At 42.7% G+C, this 19100-nt stretch carries 18 protein-coding genes; 2 read left to right on the top strand and 16 right to left on the bottom strand.

Annotation, left to right across the window (positions count from 1 at the left end; translation table 11 throughout):
* Positions 1 to 9: 9 nt before the first annotated feature.
* From metE to AC1DM9_RS00965, 6 genes are all read right to left on the bottom strand, one after another.
* A complete protein-coding gene (gene metE / locus AC1DM9_RS00990) occupies positions 10 to 2298 on the bottom strand; it encodes a 5-methyltetrahydropteroyltriglutamate--homocysteine S-methyltransferase (protein WP_477578050.1) in 2289 nt (762 codons plus the stop codon).
* A gap of 110 nt (positions 2299 to 2408) precedes the next feature.
* Complete coding sequence (locus tag AC1DM9_RS00985) at positions 2409 to 3311, bottom strand: LysR family transcriptional regulator (protein WP_076267414.1); 903 nt, start codon at positions 3309 to 3311, stop codon at positions 2409 to 2411.
* Between the two features lie 170 nt (positions 3312 to 3481).
* Positions 3482 to 4258: a helix-turn-helix domain-containing protein gene (locus AC1DM9_RS00980; RefSeq protein ID WP_477578380.1), complete on the bottom strand. Its 777-nt coding sequence runs from the start codon at positions 4256 to 4258 to the stop codon at positions 3482 to 3484.
* Positions 4259 to 4353: 95 nt separating this feature from the next.
* Positions 4354 to 5352, bottom strand: coding sequence for a phosphotransferase (locus tag AC1DM9_RS00975; RefSeq protein WP_477578378.1), 999 nt, complete (start codon positions 5350 to 5352; stop codon positions 4354 to 4356).
* 36 nt (positions 5353 to 5388) lie between these two features.
* A complete protein-coding gene (locus AC1DM9_RS00970; RefSeq protein ID WP_477510336.1) occupies positions 5389 to 6114 on the bottom strand; it encodes a class I SAM-dependent methyltransferase in 726 nt (241 codons plus the stop codon).
* A gap of 495 nt (positions 6115 to 6609) precedes the next feature.
* Complete coding sequence (locus AC1DM9_RS00965; protein WP_477510335.1) at positions 6610 to 7080, bottom strand: SRPBCC family protein; 471 nt, start codon at positions 7078 to 7080, stop codon at positions 6610 to 6612.
* Positions 7081 to 7373: 293 nt separating this feature from the next.
* Here AC1DM9_RS00965 and AC1DM9_RS00960 point away from each other — a divergent pair, with 293 nt between their 5' ends.
* Entirely contained in the window at positions 7374 to 7778 is a 405-nt protein-coding gene (locus AC1DM9_RS00960; RefSeq protein WP_477510334.1) for a VOC family protein, read from the top strand.
* A gap of 94 nt (positions 7779 to 7872) precedes the next feature.
* Here the strand turns inward: AC1DM9_RS00960 and AC1DM9_RS00955 are convergent, their stop codons facing one another.
* The 10 genes from AC1DM9_RS00955 to AC1DM9_RS00910 form a co-directional block, all read right to left on the bottom strand.
* Positions 7873 to 8196: a hypothetical protein gene (locus AC1DM9_RS00955; protein ID WP_477510333.1), complete on the bottom strand. Its 324-nt coding sequence runs from the start codon at positions 8194 to 8196 to the stop codon at positions 7873 to 7875.
* A 114-nt stretch (positions 8197 to 8310) separates the two neighbouring features.
* Positions 8311 to 9189: a cation diffusion facilitator family transporter gene (locus AC1DM9_RS00950; protein WP_477578049.1), complete on the bottom strand. Its 879-nt coding sequence runs from the start codon at positions 9187 to 9189 to the stop codon at positions 8311 to 8313.
* Positions 9190 to 9425: 236 nt separating this feature from the next.
* The gene (gene abc-f, locus AC1DM9_RS00945; RefSeq protein ID WP_477510331.1) at positions 9426 to 10919 is read right to left on the bottom strand and encodes a ribosomal protection-like ABC-F family protein; all 1494 of its coding nucleotides are present in this window, start codon (positions 10917 to 10919) and stop codon (positions 9426 to 9428) included.
* Between the two features lie 323 nt (positions 10920 to 11242).
* Positions 11243 to 11602 (bottom strand): MmcQ/YjbR family DNA-binding protein, encoded by a 360-nt coding sequence (locus tag AC1DM9_RS00940; RefSeq protein WP_477578048.1) that lies wholly within the window; start codon positions 11600 to 11602, stop codon positions 11243 to 11245.
* A 57-nt stretch (positions 11603 to 11659) separates the two neighbouring features.
* Entirely contained in the window at positions 11660 to 12784 is a 1125-nt protein-coding gene (locus tag AC1DM9_RS00935) for an NAD(P)/FAD-dependent oxidoreductase (RefSeq protein WP_477551447.1), read from the bottom strand.
* A gap of 121 nt (positions 12785 to 12905) precedes the next feature.
* Positions 12906 to 13532, bottom strand: a complete 627-nt coding sequence (locus tag AC1DM9_RS00930; RefSeq protein ID WP_477578047.1) for a hypothetical protein — start codon at positions 13530 to 13532, stop codon at positions 12906 to 12908.
* Between the two features lie 287 nt (positions 13533 to 13819).
* Positions 13820 to 14005 (bottom strand): hypothetical protein, encoded by a 186-nt coding sequence (locus AC1DM9_RS00925; protein WP_477578046.1) that lies wholly within the window; start codon positions 14003 to 14005, stop codon positions 13820 to 13822.
* A gap of 10 nt (positions 14006 to 14015) precedes the next feature.
* Complete coding sequence (locus tag AC1DM9_RS00920) at positions 14016 to 14858, bottom strand: sugar nucleotide-binding protein (RefSeq protein WP_477578045.1); 843 nt, start codon at positions 14856 to 14858, stop codon at positions 14016 to 14018.
* 176 nt (positions 14859 to 15034) lie between these two features.
* Positions 15035 to 16519 carry an amidase family protein gene (locus AC1DM9_RS00915; RefSeq protein ID WP_477578044.1) on the bottom strand — a complete coding sequence of 495 codons (1485 nt, stop codon included), beginning with the start codon at positions 16517 to 16519 and terminating at the stop codon, positions 15035 to 15037.
* 141 nt (positions 16520 to 16660) lie between these two features.
* On the bottom strand, positions 16661 to 17629 hold the full coding sequence (locus AC1DM9_RS00910) for a DMT family transporter (protein WP_477509839.1): 969 nt from the start codon (positions 17627 to 17629) through the stop codon (positions 16661 to 16663).
* A 117-nt stretch (positions 17630 to 17746) separates the two neighbouring features.
* On the opposite strand from AC1DM9_RS00910, the gene AC1DM9_RS00905 reads away from it, so the two are divergent.
* Positions 17747 to 19099 carry an aminotransferase-like domain-containing protein gene (locus tag AC1DM9_RS00905; protein ID WP_477578043.1) on the top strand — a complete coding sequence of 451 codons (1353 nt, stop codon included), beginning with the start codon at positions 17747 to 17749 and terminating at the stop codon, positions 19097 to 19099.
* Position 19100: the final 1 nt, after the last annotated feature.

Below are 19100 nucleotides of genomic sequence, written 5' to 3'. Positions count from 1 at the left end.
TAACCTAGCTTACACCTGCAAAGAATGTTTCGCACGAGCGATCTGTGTCGCTTCAACCATATTGCGCAAGGAATCAACGGTTTCTTCGAGTCCACGTGTTTTAAGTCCGCAGTCTGGATTAATCCAGAACAACTTCGGATCAAGCACACGCAAAGCGCGTTCGATCATACTCGTCATTTCCTCCACTCGCGGAATACGCGGGCTGTGGATGTCGTATACGCCTAAACCTATACCCAGCTTGTAAGTATTCAGCTCAAAGCTATGAATCAATTCACCATGACTGCGTGAAGTCTCGATGGAGATAACATCTGCATCCATCGCTTCAATGGAATCAATCATGTCATGGAACTCGCAATAACACATATGCGTGTGAATTTGCGTCGTTTCCTGAACCGTGCATGTAGTCACACGGAAAGCTTTGACAGCCCAAGCTAAATAGTTGGCTTGGTCTTCTTCCTTAAGCGGCAGACCTTCGCGAACCGCAGGCTCATCAACCTGAATCATCCCAATGCCCGCTTGCTCAAGCGCTTCTACCTCTTGTCTAAGCGCATAGGCAAGCTGGTAAGCGATTTGCTCACGAGTAATGTCATCACGGACGAACGACCAGTTCATGATCGTGATCGGTCCCGTAAGCATTCCTTTAACTGGACGTTCAGTCTTCGACTGAGCATACTTCGTTTCCTCGACAGTCATTGCTTCTTCAAACGCTACATCTCCAAAAATAATTGGCGGTTTCACGCAGCGGGAGCCATACGACTGTACCCAACCGAACTGAGTGAACGCAAAGCCCGCAAGCTTCTCACCGAAAAACTCAACCATATCTGTCCGTTCAAATTCGCCATGCACGAGTACATCCAGTCCGATTTCTTCCTGAAGCTTAATCCAGATATCGATTTGCTCACGGATGAAGCTAGCGTATTGTTCATTGTTCCAATCACCCTTGCGCCATTGTTGACGGGCTTTGCGCACCTCTGCGGATTGCGGGAAGCTGCCAATTGTCGTCGTTGGGAAAATCGGCAATTGCCATTTTTTCTGTTGGGCAATATGACGCTCAGAAAATGTCAGATTGCGTGTTGGATTCTGCACGCTAATAGCGGCTACGGCTTGCTGAATGCTGCTACGATTGCGCTCGCCTGATTGCTTAAGCGCCTCTAGAGCAGCATCACATTTCTCAAGCTCAGCAGTAATGAAAGCATCTTCCGAAGTAACTGCTTTCGCAAGAAGAACAATCTCATCCAGCTTCTCATCCGCAAATGCTAGAGCACCCTTTAGTTCAGGCAATAGCTTAGTCTCATTTTGCACTGTGACTGGAACATGAAGCAGGCTGCAAGATGACTGTACAATTAGCTGTTCAGCCGTTACGACTTCAGCCAACTCTTTCAACAATGCCAATTTATCGCGAAGTGACGCTTTCCAGATGCCGCGGCCATCAATGACTCCTGCACCTAGAACCTTGTCCTGAGGGAAGCCAAATTGTTTAATGGATGACAAGTTTGCGGACAAACCGTGTACGAAGTCAAGCCCAATTCCTTTGACCGGCAACACAACGATGTCAGTATAGTTTTCTACGGATTCGAAATACGTTTGCAGCATGATGTTTAGATTAGTTACCGATGCAGCAAGCGTGGTATAAATATTTTTTAGGCGACTGCGATCAGCATCGCTAAGTTTTGTTACAAGAATTGGTTCATCTATTTGTACCCACTGAACGCCTTCTTTTTCAAGCTCTTGCAGGATCTGCACATAAAGCGGCAGCAATCGATCCAGCCAAGCATCCGTCTCTGATTGACTGTATCCTTTGGACAGCTTCAAGAAAGTTAATGGGCCGACAATAACGGGTTTTCCCTCGATACCGAGCTTTTCTTTAGCTTCCAAATATGCGATAAGCGGCTTATTCTCTGTAAGTACAGGTGCTGCTCCGTCCAGTTCAGGTACGATGTAGTGATAGTTGGTGTTAAACCACTTGGTCATTTCGCTTGCCGTTGCATCCTTCGTTCCGCGGGCAATGCCATAATAAACCGACAGTGGTACTGAACCGCCTTCGTAAGTGAAGCGCTTCGGAATGATCCCGAACATCGTTGCTGTATCAAGAATGTGATCGTAATAGCTGAAATCATTGACCGAGATAAGGTCGATGCCTTTCTCCTGCTGCTTGCGCAAATGATTCAAACGGATTTCTTGAAGCTTGCCATGGAACTCTGATTCTTCAAGCTTGCCTGCCCAGAACGCTTCTAGCGCCTTCTTCCATTCCCGATCCGCACCAATACGTGGATATCCCAAAACACTGCTTTTCACCATCTCGTAACACTCCTATACAAATTGTTACAAGAAAGATAACACGTATTCACTGTTATAGAGTAACTGGATTAAACTATATCTAGTCATAGCCTTAAGCTATACCCGCACTTTTATTTGCCAATCGCTTGTTTGAGCGCCTCAATATATGCCGATCCAAGCTTGGATAAGGAAGCATTTCGCTGCGAGATCCAACCTACATTGATCGTCTCCTCGCAATCGAGCGGTACTGGAATAATCTCATTGCCGTTTAAATCAGCGCTTAAAACACCCGTCGATATCGTATATCCGTTTAGTCCAATTAGGAGATTGAACAGCGTCGCCCGATCGTTTACACGGATGCTTTTTTTATGAGTCATCGTACTTAAAATTTCTTCTGAAAAATGAAAAGAATTGTATTCGCCTTGGTCAAAGGACAAATAGGGATAATTTTGAAGCTGGTCAATGGTCACGATCGATTGATTGGCTAACGGGTTATTAATGCTGATGAAAATATGAGGCTTAGCTGTAAATAAGCTAATAAACTGTAAATTCGCCGTTTTGAGCAACTTATTGATGACCTTCCCATTGAACTCGTTAAGATACAAGATTCCAATCTCGCTGCGCAGGCTTTTAACATCTTCAATAATTTCGTAGGTTTTAGTCTCACGTAATGTTAATTCATATTCTTCCTGACCATACTCGCGAACCAAACTGACAAATGCATTCACTGCAAAAGCATAATGCTGAGTAGAAACCGAAAAATGCTGCGGCGAAGGCTTGGCATTCAGGTAACGGCTTTCCAACAATTCCGCCTGCTCAACAACTTGCCTTGCATAACTTAAAAACTCAACACCTTCCTTAGAAAGTGAAATTCCTTTATTAGATCTCTCGAAAATTTCTAGCTGCATTTCCTCTTCCAGATCCTTAATGGCATTGGAAAGACTAGGCTGAGAAATAAACAACCGCTTGGCTGCCTCATTAATGGAGCCTCGATTGGCGACCTCAATTACGTATTTTAATTGTTGTAGAGTCAATGAAATACTCCCTTCTAACATCCTGCTTGTCTTTCTTATATTATACATATAAAACAAGCCAAACATTGCATCGCCTGCCGTTTAAGCATAAGAAAAAGGAACCCGAATTGCAGCGGATTCCCAAACGTTCTTTAAAGCTATCGCTGGAAGACTGACTCTACGTCCATCCTTCAGTTTCTCGCTATAGCACTGCTTTCAGTACACTCATTCAATATACCTCTACTGATGAAAGGTGCGATCGACACCAGTGCTTTTAAGCCTTCTTTCTCAAAAGCTTTTTTCGCACATTCGTCAATTGCCTCTGTACTAATAAATGGCGCCAGCGATACAATGGCAGTTATGCCTTCTTTTTCAACCGCCATCTTCGCACATTCATCAATCGCACCCTGACTAATAAATGGGGCCATCGCTACGAGTGAATGTATGCCTGCTTTTTCAAAAGATTGCTTCACGTACTCGTCAATCGCAGCTTCACTCATAAAGGGAGCTAACGATACGAGTACATAAATGCCCTCTTTTTCAAACACCTGTTTTGCAATTCTGTCTATCGTCTCTTCACTAACAAAAGGAGCAATGGACAAAAGATCGCCTATTTCAACATTGTCCTCTGCATTCGCAACGAACTCATCCACTTGCTCTGGTTTGAGCAATGGTGCAATTTCGGAAATATCTTTAAGTGAAACTTCATTATGTTGTAAATAATCTTCTGTTGAATGATCCAGCATACTTCTAAGGATTTCAGTACCTTTGCCTTCGTCCAAAATCTCATCGATACTGACATCAAAAATTTCTGCGATCTGGGGAAGCTTAGAAATATCAGGCATCGTCTCTCCCCGCTCCCAATTGCTCACCGCCTGATAACTGATATTAAGTCTGTCTGCTAAACCCATTTGGGTAATTCCGATCTTCTTCCTTAGCTTCGAAATATTTCTGCCTACCTTCATCATATCAAACACTGTCATCACCCCTTCATTCAAGATACTTTCAGTGTATATTTGACCCTTCTTTTTGTATATCAAGCGGTGCTTGAGCCCAGAATTCCTCAAACCAGATATAATTCAAGTAGTGCTTGCAAGGCCCCGCGATGCTGATTCAACCAGTTATTTCGTGTTTGAAATTGATGGAGTATATAGTTGAAGTTAGCTTCAATCGATTTTCCTGAGTAATGCTGACCTATATAAATATGGAGAACTGCAATATGATAAATCTGCGTCATGAGCTGCAAATGATTAATTTCTTGTATAGTTGCCTTGCGAAAAACGGCATACCCCTTAATATAGGCTTCAGTCATTTCCAAAGATCCATCCGACATTTGCAAAATATGATTAAGGCTAATGGCAAATTCCATAAAACTAGCATCAATCGAAGTGAAATCAAAATCCAATACGCCACATATGTTGTTGTTTTGGGACAATAGGTTGAATATAAGCAAATCATGATGAACGAGCTGCCTTGGCAAACTTTTTAGCTGGTAGATAGACATCTCAACGGACAAAATCATATTTTTATAGAAGTTCAGGTGGGATTCAGAAATGTGAAATGGCGGATTTTCAATAAAAGAAGTTATATCATTACGATGGGCGAGTGGATGAAGATCATAAAGATCTGAGAAAGCTTTTCCATGGTGATCTAGCAGATCAGTTTCATATTTGCTCAGTGTTGAAGAGATTTCTCCAACGACATGACCAAATTTCAAGGCTTGTTGTGTTTCTACTATTTCTGGTACACGGCCTTCAATAAATGATACGACCGCACCTAAAGCACCGTCTGCTAATTGTATGTATTCATCCCCATTGAGCGCCCGAAGAAATACAGGCACTTGAAAAGTAAGATTGCTGCCACTCAAAAACGAAGTTATTTTCGATTCCATTTCCATGCTTTGTACATTTTTCGTATAACGATCGTAGATGCGGACTACATATTTTCGATCATTAATTTTAACAATCTTCGTGAGGTTTGTTAGACCAAAAGGAACGGACTCGATTTCATAGCTCGGATGAATAAAATAATAGTGTATTAGCTCATCGATTACTGTCTGCATCATATCCCCCTAATCCTAATAAAGAATTCTATCCTTCTATTTCCGAGCTTTCACAATGAGAAAATGAGGATTAGTCGAAAGACGATCATACCAACGCTTATACCAATCCATAGCATCTGGTTTATCTTTAAAAGCTAAATCCGGCTGCGGCTCGATGATTTGATCAATGATAAATTGGGCAGATGTGACATTCAGAATCTCTTGAAGAGGCCTCCTATAAAATGTAACCTCCACTGGGCCAGATTCTTTCTTGTTCCAGGTTTCCATAAGCAGCTCGTGAGCGAAATAATCAGGTCTTTCAAAATGTTTAAAGTCCATAAATGGATGATGTACGGAGAAAATAACTTGTCCACCCGGTTTCAATATGCGATGGAATTCTTGAAAGGTTGGCGCCCAATCATCGATATAGTGCAGGGTTAATGAGCTTACTATAAGGTTGAATGTTTCGTTTTTAAATGGGAGGGGCTCAGTTAAATCACAAGCGAATACTTCTGCCTCATGACCAACTCGCCTTTTGCATGCTTCTACCATAGCAGGACTCAAATCAATAGCCGTTACTTGAGCACCGCGCTTTAAAAATTGCTCCGTGTACCAACCTGCAGCACAGCCAGCATCAAGGACTGTAAGTGAATTCATATCATTTGGCATAAGTTTCATCGTTGCTGGCCGCTCATAATAAGCGTTGTGCCCACTCTCAGTATCCACATGCTTTTCGTAGTCTTTTGCAAGTTTGTCGTACGCTGTGACAACCTTTTCCTTCATTTTGTTCACACCCTCCTATTTCTAGCTATAACAGCAGCTTGATAATACCATAATTTTTCAGTTATGAGGTAAAAGACAGCCATAATAATGGCTGTCTCCTTTTGGATCAAATGATTATATTTTAAGAGCTGGAAAAAATGCTAGAGATATGCTCACAAATTTCATCCATAACCTATCAAAAACAAATTTGAAAAATGCCACGTAGAAATAGCTAGCGGGATAATGGATAACAGCTTAAGCCAATTCTTTTTAGCTGCAAATCCGACCACTAACATGATTACTCCTATGATTAACAATACAATTAGTGCTAAAAATGACATATTGATGCCTCCCAGCTCGTAATCCAGCAATCATCTGCTTCCTTACAAATCAATTCTAATAAAAACCTTTTCTTGAAACGAGTACCAACTTTTTGTAGTACCTGTTCATATATGATCTCTATCATCTTGCTTGATTGTTATGAGAAGCTTGCCAGTACAGAGCGTTTAAACGAGGTTAATCAAGGTCAGTGACTAGCTCTTCTGCCCTACTCTTTAATTGATTATTTCGATGCTCCAAAAAACTTTTCATGTACCTTCTTAATATCAATCTCTCTGTAATCCATCCAACTATTCCAAACGGAGCTTCAAAAACCAATATGTCTTTCATTAATGTCATTCCATCATGTTCCTCAAATATATGCTCATGTCTTAAACTTTTAAAAGCCCCCTTGCTCATTTCGTCTACAAAAAGATAGGGACTTTCATATTCCGTAATTTTCGAGGTTAGTTTTTGTCTGATTAGAAAATGAGTAGCCAGAAAGGTCACGGTTTCTCCCTTATTAATCATGCCTTCAATCGTTCCTGCTATAGCCCTCTCCTTCGTATGTTTCCAGACCGTTTGAGTATGTACTTCTATATTCCTCGCTAAGTCAAAACAATGATGTATTGGAGCATTTATAAGAACCTCGGTTTTAACAGTAACCAATCCAAACACCTCATTAAGCTACAATTACTCTTAAAGCCAGCATTGTACCCATTTTTAAAATAACTCTTTAGGCAGCCCATGATCAGAAATAATTAATAAACACCTTCCCGAGCTGCAACTTCATTTTATCATTACTGGAAATTCACTGCCTGTCAGCATAATAAAATAAAGTTTTAAAAATTTTTTTGGAATCTGTCGATTTTCAAACTTCTCATTCGTTGTCTAAATAGAGGCTGAGTTCATCGGTTATCTACAAAAATAATCCAAACTATGGGATGAGAGGATGTTATAAGATGGCAAAACACACAACTTATATGATGTCGGAGGACGCAAAAGCTCAAGCTGAGTTCTATACTCATGCACTTGGTGGAGAGATCCTGTCCGTTATGACGCATGGACAGCTTCCTGATGCAAAGGAAGAACTCAAGGATAAAGTTGTTAACTTGAGTCTGATGGCTGGAGGAATTCACTTTTTAATGTCCGATTCTGTATTTGAACCCATCATTCGCGGAAATGCCATACATCTGTGTCTCGAGTATGATGCAGAGGCTGAAGCCCGCGAAGCCTTCGATAAGCTAGCTGTAGGCGGCAACATTAAATGCCCGTTAGAACCCGCATTTTGGGGCACATTATTCGGACATATCGAAGACAAATACGGCGTAATGTGGATGATCACCACCACTGGACCAACTGCCTAAACAATAATTGCAAGAGCAAAGCCCGCCCGAAAATAATATCGGGCGGGCTTTTTTGGGGACTGCACAACTGCAACTCTTCCACCGTAGTTATCCGTTAGCTGAATATACTTGTGGGGATTTCGCCATCGGAAAAGTAACGGATTGCCTTACCTTTTTCTTCAGCATATTGAATCTCTTTTTTTGTACTGTTGCCTATATATCCATCCACATCAATTACGAATATTTCATCAGAAATATCTATTTTTCTTAAATGCAGATGCCCTAGTAACTCTGCTTGTTCTTCTGTAATTTTAAAACCATCACTTTGTTCAAAAAAAGCAACACTAATAACAATATTGCCTTGAAGTGTAAGAAACGCGTTTGCTTTTTCAAATTGATCTTTGAATTTTGTAGAACCGCATAAAGTTATTACTGCCATGTTCAATTCCTTTCTGATGATGTTCTTATTATGTGATATCAACTTGAAAAAATCTTTATTCTCCACTTTTTCATGTCAATGCACAGCTGTTACTCTTGAACTTACTCTGTGTACCTAACTACTCGCCAAAAAAGGCTCTATGTGAATGTGTACGTAGGAAATGCTGTGCAATTCAGCAATACGTTTCTCAATTTGTTCTGAAATGTCATGGCTTTCTCCTACATTTAGCTGATGGTCTACGGCAATCGTTACGTCTACCAGTTTGTTATTCCCGTGAATACGAGCTTTTATATCAATTATTTTCTCTACACCTGGGGTATCGGAGACGGTTTGTTTAATGGTTTGAAGTTCTTCATGATCAAAACCGTCAGCAAGCGCATGCGAACAATCACGAAAAATATCCCATGCTGTTTTACAAATAATGATGCCTACAATTAGAGCTGTGACTGGGTCAAGCCATGGCAAGCCAAATTGTGAACCGATGATGCCAACAAAAGCGCCCATGCTTACAAGAGCATCCGAACGATTATCTTGTGCGGCCGCCATCATTGCGTGACTGTTTATTTTTTTTGCTAAACGAATGTTGTAAAGGTAAACGAAATAAATGGCTATGGCACAAAATAGGGCAGTCCAAGCTGCAATAATATCAGGTGATTCAATTGTTGGAGCTCTGAACTTCATAACCGTCTGATACAATACTTGTATACCAACAGCGAACATTATAAAAGAAGCGATTAGGGCAGCTACCGTTTCAGCTCTGTAATGACCATACCGATGGTTTTTGTCCGGTGGTTTCCGAGATATTTTAAGCCCGATCAACACGGCTATAGAAGCAATAATATCGGTTGAGTTGTTCAGACCATCAGCTGATAAGGCTTCGGAGCCAGTGAGGAAACCTATAATTAACTTTATTGCGGACAAGAAAATATAAGCGCCAATGCTCAGCCATGCACCTTTTTCGCCTTGTTTGATATCATCATACGTATCTTGCACTTGTTTCACTCCCAGTCGGTTTTGCAGAACAAAACCTATGTTACTTGATAGAATGCGTGTGGGTCTAGAGAAACAGTTTTGTTTTTGGCATCAAAAATAAGCTCAGACAAACAGTGTTGCACAGCCCCAATTTTTAATATCGAATCATGCAACTGGCAAATAATAAAACTGGCCTTCGATTACACACAAAAAAACAGCAGCCTTATGGCTGCTGTTTCGTTTAAAAGATACGATTTTTAGTCAAAGTTTCCCGTCAGTTCAATCGTTTTTGTGGCGACACGGTCGTGAAATTCACGATCATGTTCCACGAACACTATGGTCGGTGCGTACTCATGCAGCAGCTCCTCAATCTGCATCCGGGAAATGACGTCAACAAAGTTCAGCGGTTCGTCCCAAATATGCAGATGAGCCTCTTCACATAGACTTCTCGCGATCAGAACCTTTTTCTTCTGTCCGCCGCTAAACGCCGACATATCCTTCTCAAACTGGATACGGGCGAAATCAAGCTTTCGCAGCACGCTCTTAAATAAACTTTCGTCGATTCCGTGCTCTGCTGCATAATCAGAAAGTGACCCTCTCAGATGAGAAGTATTCTGGGATACATAGGAAACGCGCAGCTGAGGATCAATCCGAAACGTACCCGTATAGTGAAGCGCCTCGCCGTTTAGCAGGTGGAGCACGCTAGACTTACCCGAACCGTTTGGACCCGAAATGGCGATCCGATCCCCTTGTTCGATCGTCAAATTAACGTTCTCGCAAACTGATTTTTCACCGTAATAAATCGAGACGTGATCCAGCACAGCCAGTTCGGATTTGGAATACGCGAGTTGAGAGATCACAAGGCTTTCTGACTGTTCAATATTTCGAAGCAGTTTCGATTTCTCTTCAACAGCGGCATTTTGCCGCTGCTCAATGGATTTCGCGCGTTTCATCATTTTAGCAGCTTTGTGCCCGACATATCCCTTATCCAGCTTGGAACCGGAGTTTCGTGTGCCGTTTTTCGATTTTTCAATCTCGTGGGACCAGCCGCTCGTGCGTTTGACAGAGCTAGATAAACGCTCGATATCTTTGTACAGCTTCTCGTTTTGTGCCAATTCGAACGTGTCCTGGCGGGTTTTGTTCGTCCACCAGCTGGAGAAGTTGCCTTTTTGAATTTCTATATTTGTTTTGTTGATCGATAAAATATGATCGACACAGCGGTCGAGAAATGAGCGGTCATGTGACACAAGAATAAAACCGCGCTTCGTGTTTAGATAATCACCGACAAGTTTGCGTGCATGCAAGTCGAGATGATTGGTTGGCTCGTCGATGAGGAGAAAGCGATTGTCCTGGATGAACAGCACGGCAAGCAGTACCTTCGTTTGCTCGCCTTGGGACAGCGTTTCGAATGGCCGATACAACACATCTTCCGAAACCTTAAGCAGATTCAGTTCACGCATCAGCTTCCAGCGCTCATAGTCCGGCACGATTTCTTCGATGACGTCGACGGTCAAATATTCCGGATGTTCGACGGGAAACGGAAAATAATCAAAGGCAACGGGTGCGGAGATCGTACCGCTGTATTCGTATTTCCCCTGCAGCAGGTTAAAGAACGTCGTTTTGCCCCGACCGTTTCGCCCTGTAAACCCGAGCTTCCAGTCTGTATCGATTTGAAAATGAACATTTTCGAATATGAGGTCATAGCTGCCTGGGTAGGCAAAAGTGAGATTAGATACTTGAATCGCGGGCATGGCGATCATCCTTTCGTATGAAAATAAAAAAGAGACGCAAGAAAGGTGCTTTCTTGCGTCTCTAATCCATACGAGGAAATACAGCCCCATTTTATGGGACTGGATGACTATCCGGATAGGGAGCGCAAACGAAATGCAGACCTTTCTTGCAGAGACGAAATAAACCAACCACAGCCGATCGCTGAGTTCGTTCTTTTCGTGATCTCACAGCAAGAAAGTTCTACATTGTATTCGTTCAACTCCCGTCATCAAAATTAGGTACAGTTTATCACAATCTTAATTTAACTACAACCTGCGAAGTCCGGTCATACGCTCTGAGCCATTTAGTTCTTTTCGATAATAGATTCTCGAAGGCTCTTAGAAAGACTTTTGACAACCAGCTCGTAAGAATGATCAATCATTTCAAAAACATCCGACTCTGGCAAAGAACCGTCGATCGTAATTGTATTCCAATGTTTTTTATTCATATGGTATCCTGGTAGAACAGCTTCATGCTGTTCCCTTAAGTTTTCCGCAATTACCGGATCACATTTTAGGTTTAAGCGAAGGTGCTCCCCTTTATCCTCAAAAATAAACGCGAATATTTTACCTGCAACTTTGATGACCAACGGTTCGAATCCGAAGGGATAATCCTTAGACGCTCCGTTCTTCATTAAACAGTATTCGATGATATTATTCTTCAAAACAGCAGCTCTCCTTCTACGATATTAAAATGACTCATTATGAATTTATCCTACAGCTCAGCTAATGGCTTTACAAATTTCATAATCGGTTAAATCGATATCCACTTCCATTCCTAGTGCTAGCTTAGCCAACTGGTCCCCGATATAAGGCCCCATCGTCAAGCCGGAAGCCCCGAGACCGTTTACCGCAAGCAGTCCCTCCCAATCTGGAATGGCGCCTATAACCGGAAGAAAATCGGCGGTAAAAGGGCGAAAGCCTACTCTTACTTCCTGAAATGTACTATCTGCCAGATCAGGTGCGAATGGAAGACATTTGCTTAAAATTTCATGCATTCCACCGGGTGTGATCCTCGTATCATAACCTTCAATATCATTTTCATGAGTTGCCCCTATGACGATTTTTTGTTGATCAAAGGCGAGCAAATATTGATCGGAAGGCGGCATAACAACCGGCCAGATGCCAGTATTCTGTTTGGCATCTGGTACCTGCAAGTGCATAATTTGTGCTTTCTGATAACTCACTTTAAAATCAATGCCCAACGGTTGCAGCAGCTGACCAGCCCAGGCCCCTGCACAGACGATCACGATGTCAGCCGGATAACTAATTGCCTGGGCCGTTACACCCGTTATTCGGTTGGATTGATATTCAAGCCCAGCATCCCCATAGATAAGCTCAGCCCCATTCCTCTGTGCAGATCGAAGCAAAGCATCACGCAGCGCACGGCCATCCACACGGGCGGCTCCACTAATATGAACGGAAGAATATCCTTCGACGAGCAGCGGGAAGAGCTCTCGGGTCCGATGTTCATCAAGCTGCGTAATCTCACCGATTTCTGGAGCTTCTTCTAAACGCTTGTAAGCTCTCGCTTCCATTTTCTCGATTTTCTCCGAATCCATATGTATACTTAGGGCGCCGACCTTGGCATATCCGGTTTCGGTTTCCCCTTCACTTTCCAGCTCTTCAATTAAAACAGGGTAATAACTCGCTCCAGCCTTAGCAAGGCGATACCACGCCTTATTGCGCCGCTGCGACAGCCAAGGACAAATAATGCCAGCTGCTGCATCCGTAGCCTGTCCTTCATCTTTCCTATCGATAATGAGAACATCTGCACCCTGCTTAGCCAAATGGTATGCGGTTGATGCTCCAGCAATTCCTGCACCAATGACAATGATCTTCATGATGATTTCACTTCTTTCTATAATCGCTCTTCTCATTATAACGAGATCCCTCTCAAATAGAAAAAGCCGCGTATGACGCGGCAATTTAAGTTTCTCATGAAGTGCAATGGTCTATTATCTAATTTTAATCATCTGATATATCCGTTAACGATATAGGTATTTCAACATAATCAGGTCCTACAATCTTTACACCATCTTTTTCATCTGAGCCCACCGCAACCGAAATACTGAATTGATCTGACTCTTGTATTGCCTTTTTATCAGAAACTAAGTCAATCACAACCGTTCCTGTACCGCCTCCCGTTGATTTATAGGCGTCTCGTTCTCTTCCAACTTCAATTATTGCTCTCCATTTATTTTCTGTATCCGCAGTAGTCCATGTCGTTATATAGTCCGCAGGTATGGATTTTGTTTCTTTTTCAGGATAACTGCTTGTAATGTTTGAAATATACCATTTATCAGGAATATTGAAAGCAACACCACCCCAGTCTTTAGGGTCGATTGATATCGAAGCAACAATCTGTATATGTTCCGGAATTCCTTTGTCTCCCTTGATAAATAATGTTCCTTTTGCTGATGTACTCAAATCTGTAGAATCAGAACTCACGCTAAAACTTCTAGTTTGAACTATCTTTTCGTTAATTGCTGTTTTGTGAATAAACTTCTCTTGTCTTGATGACAGCAGTAAAATTAATATGGCCACACTAATTATTAATACAGCAAGCAAAATGTATCTCGCTTTTATAGTCATATCTGCCCTCCTTAGCAGTCCACATAGCTTTACCTTTACGAAGCAAATCAGCTTCTAAATACTTTGTAAGGTAAAACGTTACTCCCAAATGATATCGTATAAATATCTTAACATATATTGGTTTTTCATCCTTATTGAATTAATCTTTCAGTTAGACACACACTTACCACTAAAATAAAAACAAACATAAGAAAAGATCGCCATCGGCGGTCTTGGACTTACAGCGACAGCACGAACAAAAAAAGCAATTCCCTCTCAAAAAGGAATTGCTTTACCAGTCGTTTTTGTTACAGGTCCCAGCCAGGCAGCATCGACTTCGTGTTCTGAAGCATTTTCTCAAACAATGCTGCGCCAGCTTGATTAGGCAGACTGACAAGCGGATCGTTCATGAAAGCCTTAAACGCCAAGGCTTTGTCTTTGTTAAAGGCGACCTGAAGTGTCATTTCCTGATTCATTACATGCGGTAGCCCCATCCTTTTTAAACTATTGCTGCTCTTTATCCAAATAATCGCTCACTAAATATGATATCATCTCAGCATTAGTGCTTCGCGGAGCGCTGGCAAAGTCATCGCGATTCGAACGCAATTGAAAATAATATGCAGCAGCATCATCCTCATATAATCGTTCTCGCAATATACTCTTTTCACTTCCTAATTGATTTAAAATTTGTTCATAAAATTGTCCTTGAGTCAGCGTATCCACTGCGTCTAAATGAAAAATTCCTTTTAGCTCTTTATCAATAATGAAGCGCAGCTGTTTAGCGAGCGAAACATCCAGAAGATTATTAAACACGAGATTGCTGTAAACTTCTATCTCTTTATTATTTTCGATACTATCTTTAATCGTGTTCCATCTCGGAGAATCTTTCCCCCATATCGCGGGTATTCTGACAATGATCGCTCGTTCATACAAAATTTCTGTAAGCATGTTTTCACATTCGATTTTGAATTTCCCATAATCGGTGCCGGAAATAGGTAGATCTGTTTCAAAATGAGGCTTTGAAAAGTCTCCATCAAATACGTTCGTCGTAGAAAAGAAATACAGTCGACTATTATGCTTAGCTAATTCCATAGCCAATTCTTTATGGAACAACAGCTGTTGATCAAACTCTCCTCTTAAGCAAGAAATAACAATATCGGGTTTAATCGAATGGATGATTTCCTTCATTTCAGCCATTTGCTCAACATCTAATTTGTACTGCTTATCCGTAGGCAGACTCGTAAATGATGAAGAATAAGTGCCATACAGGTCAAAACCGTGCTGCAATTCATCAACCAATGCTCTTCCTACAAGACCGCTTGCACCTAGAATAAGTACCTTTTGCATTCTAAATACACTCCTCCAAAACACCTTTATTAGAAAACGATCCATAACTAAAAAAAGATACGCAGAATCTAAAACATAACAAGCCATACTTGTTTCTATTCCTTATTTCTTCCCAAAAAAACAGACGCAAACCAGCGGATTATACCCGTTGTTTACGCCTGCTTATTTCAAGCTATTCAATTAAAAGCTGACGGAGATACACGATGCTTGGTCGCCTGCTCAAAGCCATAGGCTAGTTTAATTAAGGTAGGCTCGCTGAAGGCTGTACCTATAAATGTGACCCCTTGCGGTCCCTTGGTCGTATAGCCGCCTTCGGCAATGATTCCCTTCTCCGCATAACCGCCAGGCACGGTAATGACCGGATAACCCGCTCTTGCGGCAAGATCATCGCCATCATCATTGCCTAGGAACAACAAAGCATCCAGTTGATGCTCCTCTAATGCGAAGTCAATTCCCTGCTTGCCTGCCAGCTCTTTATTTCTCAAAACACTATCGACATATTCCTGTTCGGTCAACGTTCCGCTCGTTTCCTCCGCCGAAAGCAGCGTATCCTGCCCATATTTTAAAGCAATGTCTGCATGCTCTTCGTTATAAGCAATTAACTCCTTCAAGGAATGAACCGGAACCGATTCATCCAGCTTTCCGAGGTAGTCATTGATATATTTTTTGAATTCATATCGCAGCACATGCCAATCCCAATCAACCTTCTCACACGGCAGCTCAACGGGATCGATAATCGTCGCGCCAGCCTGTTTCAAAACCGCAATAGCCGACTCCATGATCGCAAGCCTGTCTTCGTCCAAATCTTTATAATAAAAGCGCGGGATTCCGATCCTTGCTTGCTTTAAATAACCAGCATCAAGGAACGGCGTATAGTCGGAATGAGCTTGCTTTGCCCCATTTACCGTAACCGCATCTCGCTCATCGGCGCCTGCCAATGTTCCAAGAAGAATAGCCGCATCCGTTACCGTTCTAGTCATCGGACCTGCTGTATCCTGACTGTTTGTAATCGGTATAATGCCGGCTCGGCTTACTAACCCAATCGTTGGTTTAATTCCTACTAGGCTCGTTTGGCTTGCAGGGCTAATGATGGATCCCGAAGTTTCCGTGCCAATTGCAGCAGCTGCCAAATTGGCGGCAACCGAAGCGCCTGATCCCGAGCTTGAACCGCCAATGAACAGCTCTCCCGGACCATACGGGTTAAGCACAAGGCCTCCTCTTGAGCTGTATCCCGCCCACATTGTGCCTGACATGAAATTAGCCCATTCTGTCATGTTCGCTTTGCCTAGCAGAACCGCTCCTGCGGCACGTAATTGCGAAGCAACAAAGGAATCTTCCGCAGCATATGAATTCGCTAAAGCTACTGATCCCGCGCTTGTGTGCATATTGTCGTTTGTATCGATGTTATCCTTGAGCAAAATCGGAATACCGTGCAGGCTGCCACGACTCCCTTTTTCTTGTCGCTCTTTATCTAACGCTTTGGCAATTTCAATGGCATCAGGGTTCATTTCCAAAATAGATCGAAGAACGCCATCATATTTGCTGATTCGCTCCATATATAACTGGACCAGCTCTTCTGAGCTTATCCATCCTTTTTCCATTGCTGATTGCATGCATGTAATATCCGCTTCCACAATCCATGTATCCTTATTCTCGATCACTTGATCATCCCCTTAACGCCGCTTCTAATAACCTACAAACCTAATCATATCCATTATTAGAGCAGCTGTCAGCGTAGAGAATGAGTATAACTAAGCTTTCCGGCAGCAGCTGTACGACTCAGATGGAATCGCTGCCTTCTGTTATCGTTCCACCTTTTGAGAAACACTTATCGGAGATGTTCCCTTTCTTTTACCGAATGCCCCCATGTTCGTGCCCAGCACACCAACAACGATAACTGCAGCGCCAATGAAATGGTAGTATGCCAGCTTCTCGCCGAGAAACACAAATCCACCGATAACAGAGACCAACGTTGCCAGATGATTAAATACGCTCACTTTGGACGCTTCAAGCTTGGATAAGGCGTAATTGCTGAGCAAGCTGGATACGAGCGAAGAGAGCACACCCAAATATAATATCGATAGGAGGAACACTGGACTGGCAAATGGTTCAAAATAATGAGCAATCGTTCCTTTGGCGACATGTTGGCTTATTGCGATAAAGTTAAATACAAGGAAGCCAATAGCCGTCATCATATACGTCATCGTCATTACCTTCATGCGACCAGAGAGTCGCCTTGCTAGTACGCTATAGCCTGCCAAGGAAAGAGCTGACAAAAGTATGAGCAAGGTGCCTTTTACATTAGAAATATCGATTGACGTCCCCTTCATGACAAAGATGAATATAACCCCAACAACAGAGAGCAGGGTCGAAAGCTTCTGTACCTTAGTCGTCCGCTCCTTCAAGAAATACGCTGCGGCAATCATCGTGAAGATAGGCACTGTGGCATGAATAATGCCTGCTTCTGCGGAGGATGTAAACTGTAATCCATAGGCTTGGAAAGCAAAAAACATCGACGGATAAAAGACAGCTAGCGGAAGAATGCTTAGCATATCCCGCGCTTTAAGCTGCAGCTTGATCCAGCCGAATGCGACTGGTATTGTTGCCGCAATAAAAGATATGGTGAAACGGTGGGCGAGACTGTCCAGCGGACTTGTAACCGTCAAGGCTAATTTTCCGAAAAGAAAAGAAAGCCCTACAATAGTGGAATAAACAATAATCGCTGTATACGCAAGCCGTTTCGACTTCGAATTATTGTGTGTTGTCATCATGGTATACCTCCTAGTAACTGTTCGCTTTATATAGGTATCGTATCTCCAAAGCTGCACATGCTACAATATACAAAAAAGCCATCTGTATCGGTACAGATGGCAGGAGGCACTGTTAAAATGTACTTTTATTTAAAGCTCATGAATGAGCTGGAGGAGCTCATTGCAAAGCAGCCCTATAAGGATGGGCAGAAGCTCCCTTCCATTCGAGCGCTGGCAGGGCAGTTCAATTGCAGCAAGAGCACAATTATTAAAGCTTTGGATGAGCTGGAGAAACGCCATCTCATTTATGCGATGCCAAGAAGCGGCTATTTTGTTGTAAAAGGGATGAACGCCGCTCAAGATGAAGCAGCCCGCCTGCTCAACTTTGCAGCATCGGCGCCCGATCCGGCATTGTTTCCTTATTTGGATTTTCAGCATTGCATTAATAAAGCAATCGACACTTACCAGAAGGACTTATTTGTTTATGGCACCGCCAAAGGATTGGATTCCTTGATTGATATCGTTCGCAAGCAATTGATGAGCTATCAGGTGTTTGCGCCAGAGCGCAATATATTTGTTGTCTCCGGCGTTCAACAGGCGCTGTCTCTGCTTGCATCTATGCCATTTCCGAGCGGCAAGCAGAAGGTGCTGATTGAGCAGCCAGGTTATCATCTGTTTATAGAGTATTTACAAACACGGCATGTACCCGTAATTGGCATCGAACGTCGTTTCTCCGGCATTGATTTCAACAGGCTGGAGGAGATCTTTCGCACAGAGGACATTAAGTTTTTTTATACGATGCCGCGGTTTCACAACCCGCTTGGCTGCTCCTATTCGAAGAAAGAGAAGCAGCTGCTCGCTAAGCTGGCCGCCAAATACGATGTATATATCGTTGAAGACGACTTTCTAGCTGATTTCGAGCAGAACAGCAAAGCCGATCCGATCTATGCTTATGACGACTCCTCTCATGTCATCTATTTAAAGAGCTATTCCAAAATTATATTTCCCGGCCTGAGGATCGGTATTGCGGTCATCCCTGATTTACTTGCAAAAGCGTTTCGCCTATACAAAAAACAAGACGACATCGACAGCTCCATGCTGTCGCAAGCCGCTCTTGAAATCTATTTGCGCAGCGGCATGTTCGAGCGTCATCGCGCCAAAATCCGAGGGAAATACTCGGAAAGGGCTAAGCTTCTCGATACGGCGCTTGCGAAGGAAGCTTCACGCAGCAAAGGTGCCTTCACCTATGAGCGATCCAATTACCCGATCGTTCATACTCATATTTTGCTTCATGAAACCATTTCTGTCCCGCTCCTAATCAGCAAATTGCGCAAGGAGGACATACTGGTTGATGCCATGGATCGCGACTACTTGTCTACTTTTCAGAGGGCAAATCTATTAAAGCTTAATGTGACCAATGTGATTGAGGGGAACATTGAGAGCGGCATTGAACGGATCGGCAGCCTAATAGCCCAATCCGCTCGCCTGTAAC

This window comes from Paenibacillus sp. 01T431, from assembly GCF_056398625.1.
The sequence above is the reverse complement of the archived record's forward strand: the minus strand, read 5'-3'. Positions and strand labels throughout refer to the sequence as shown.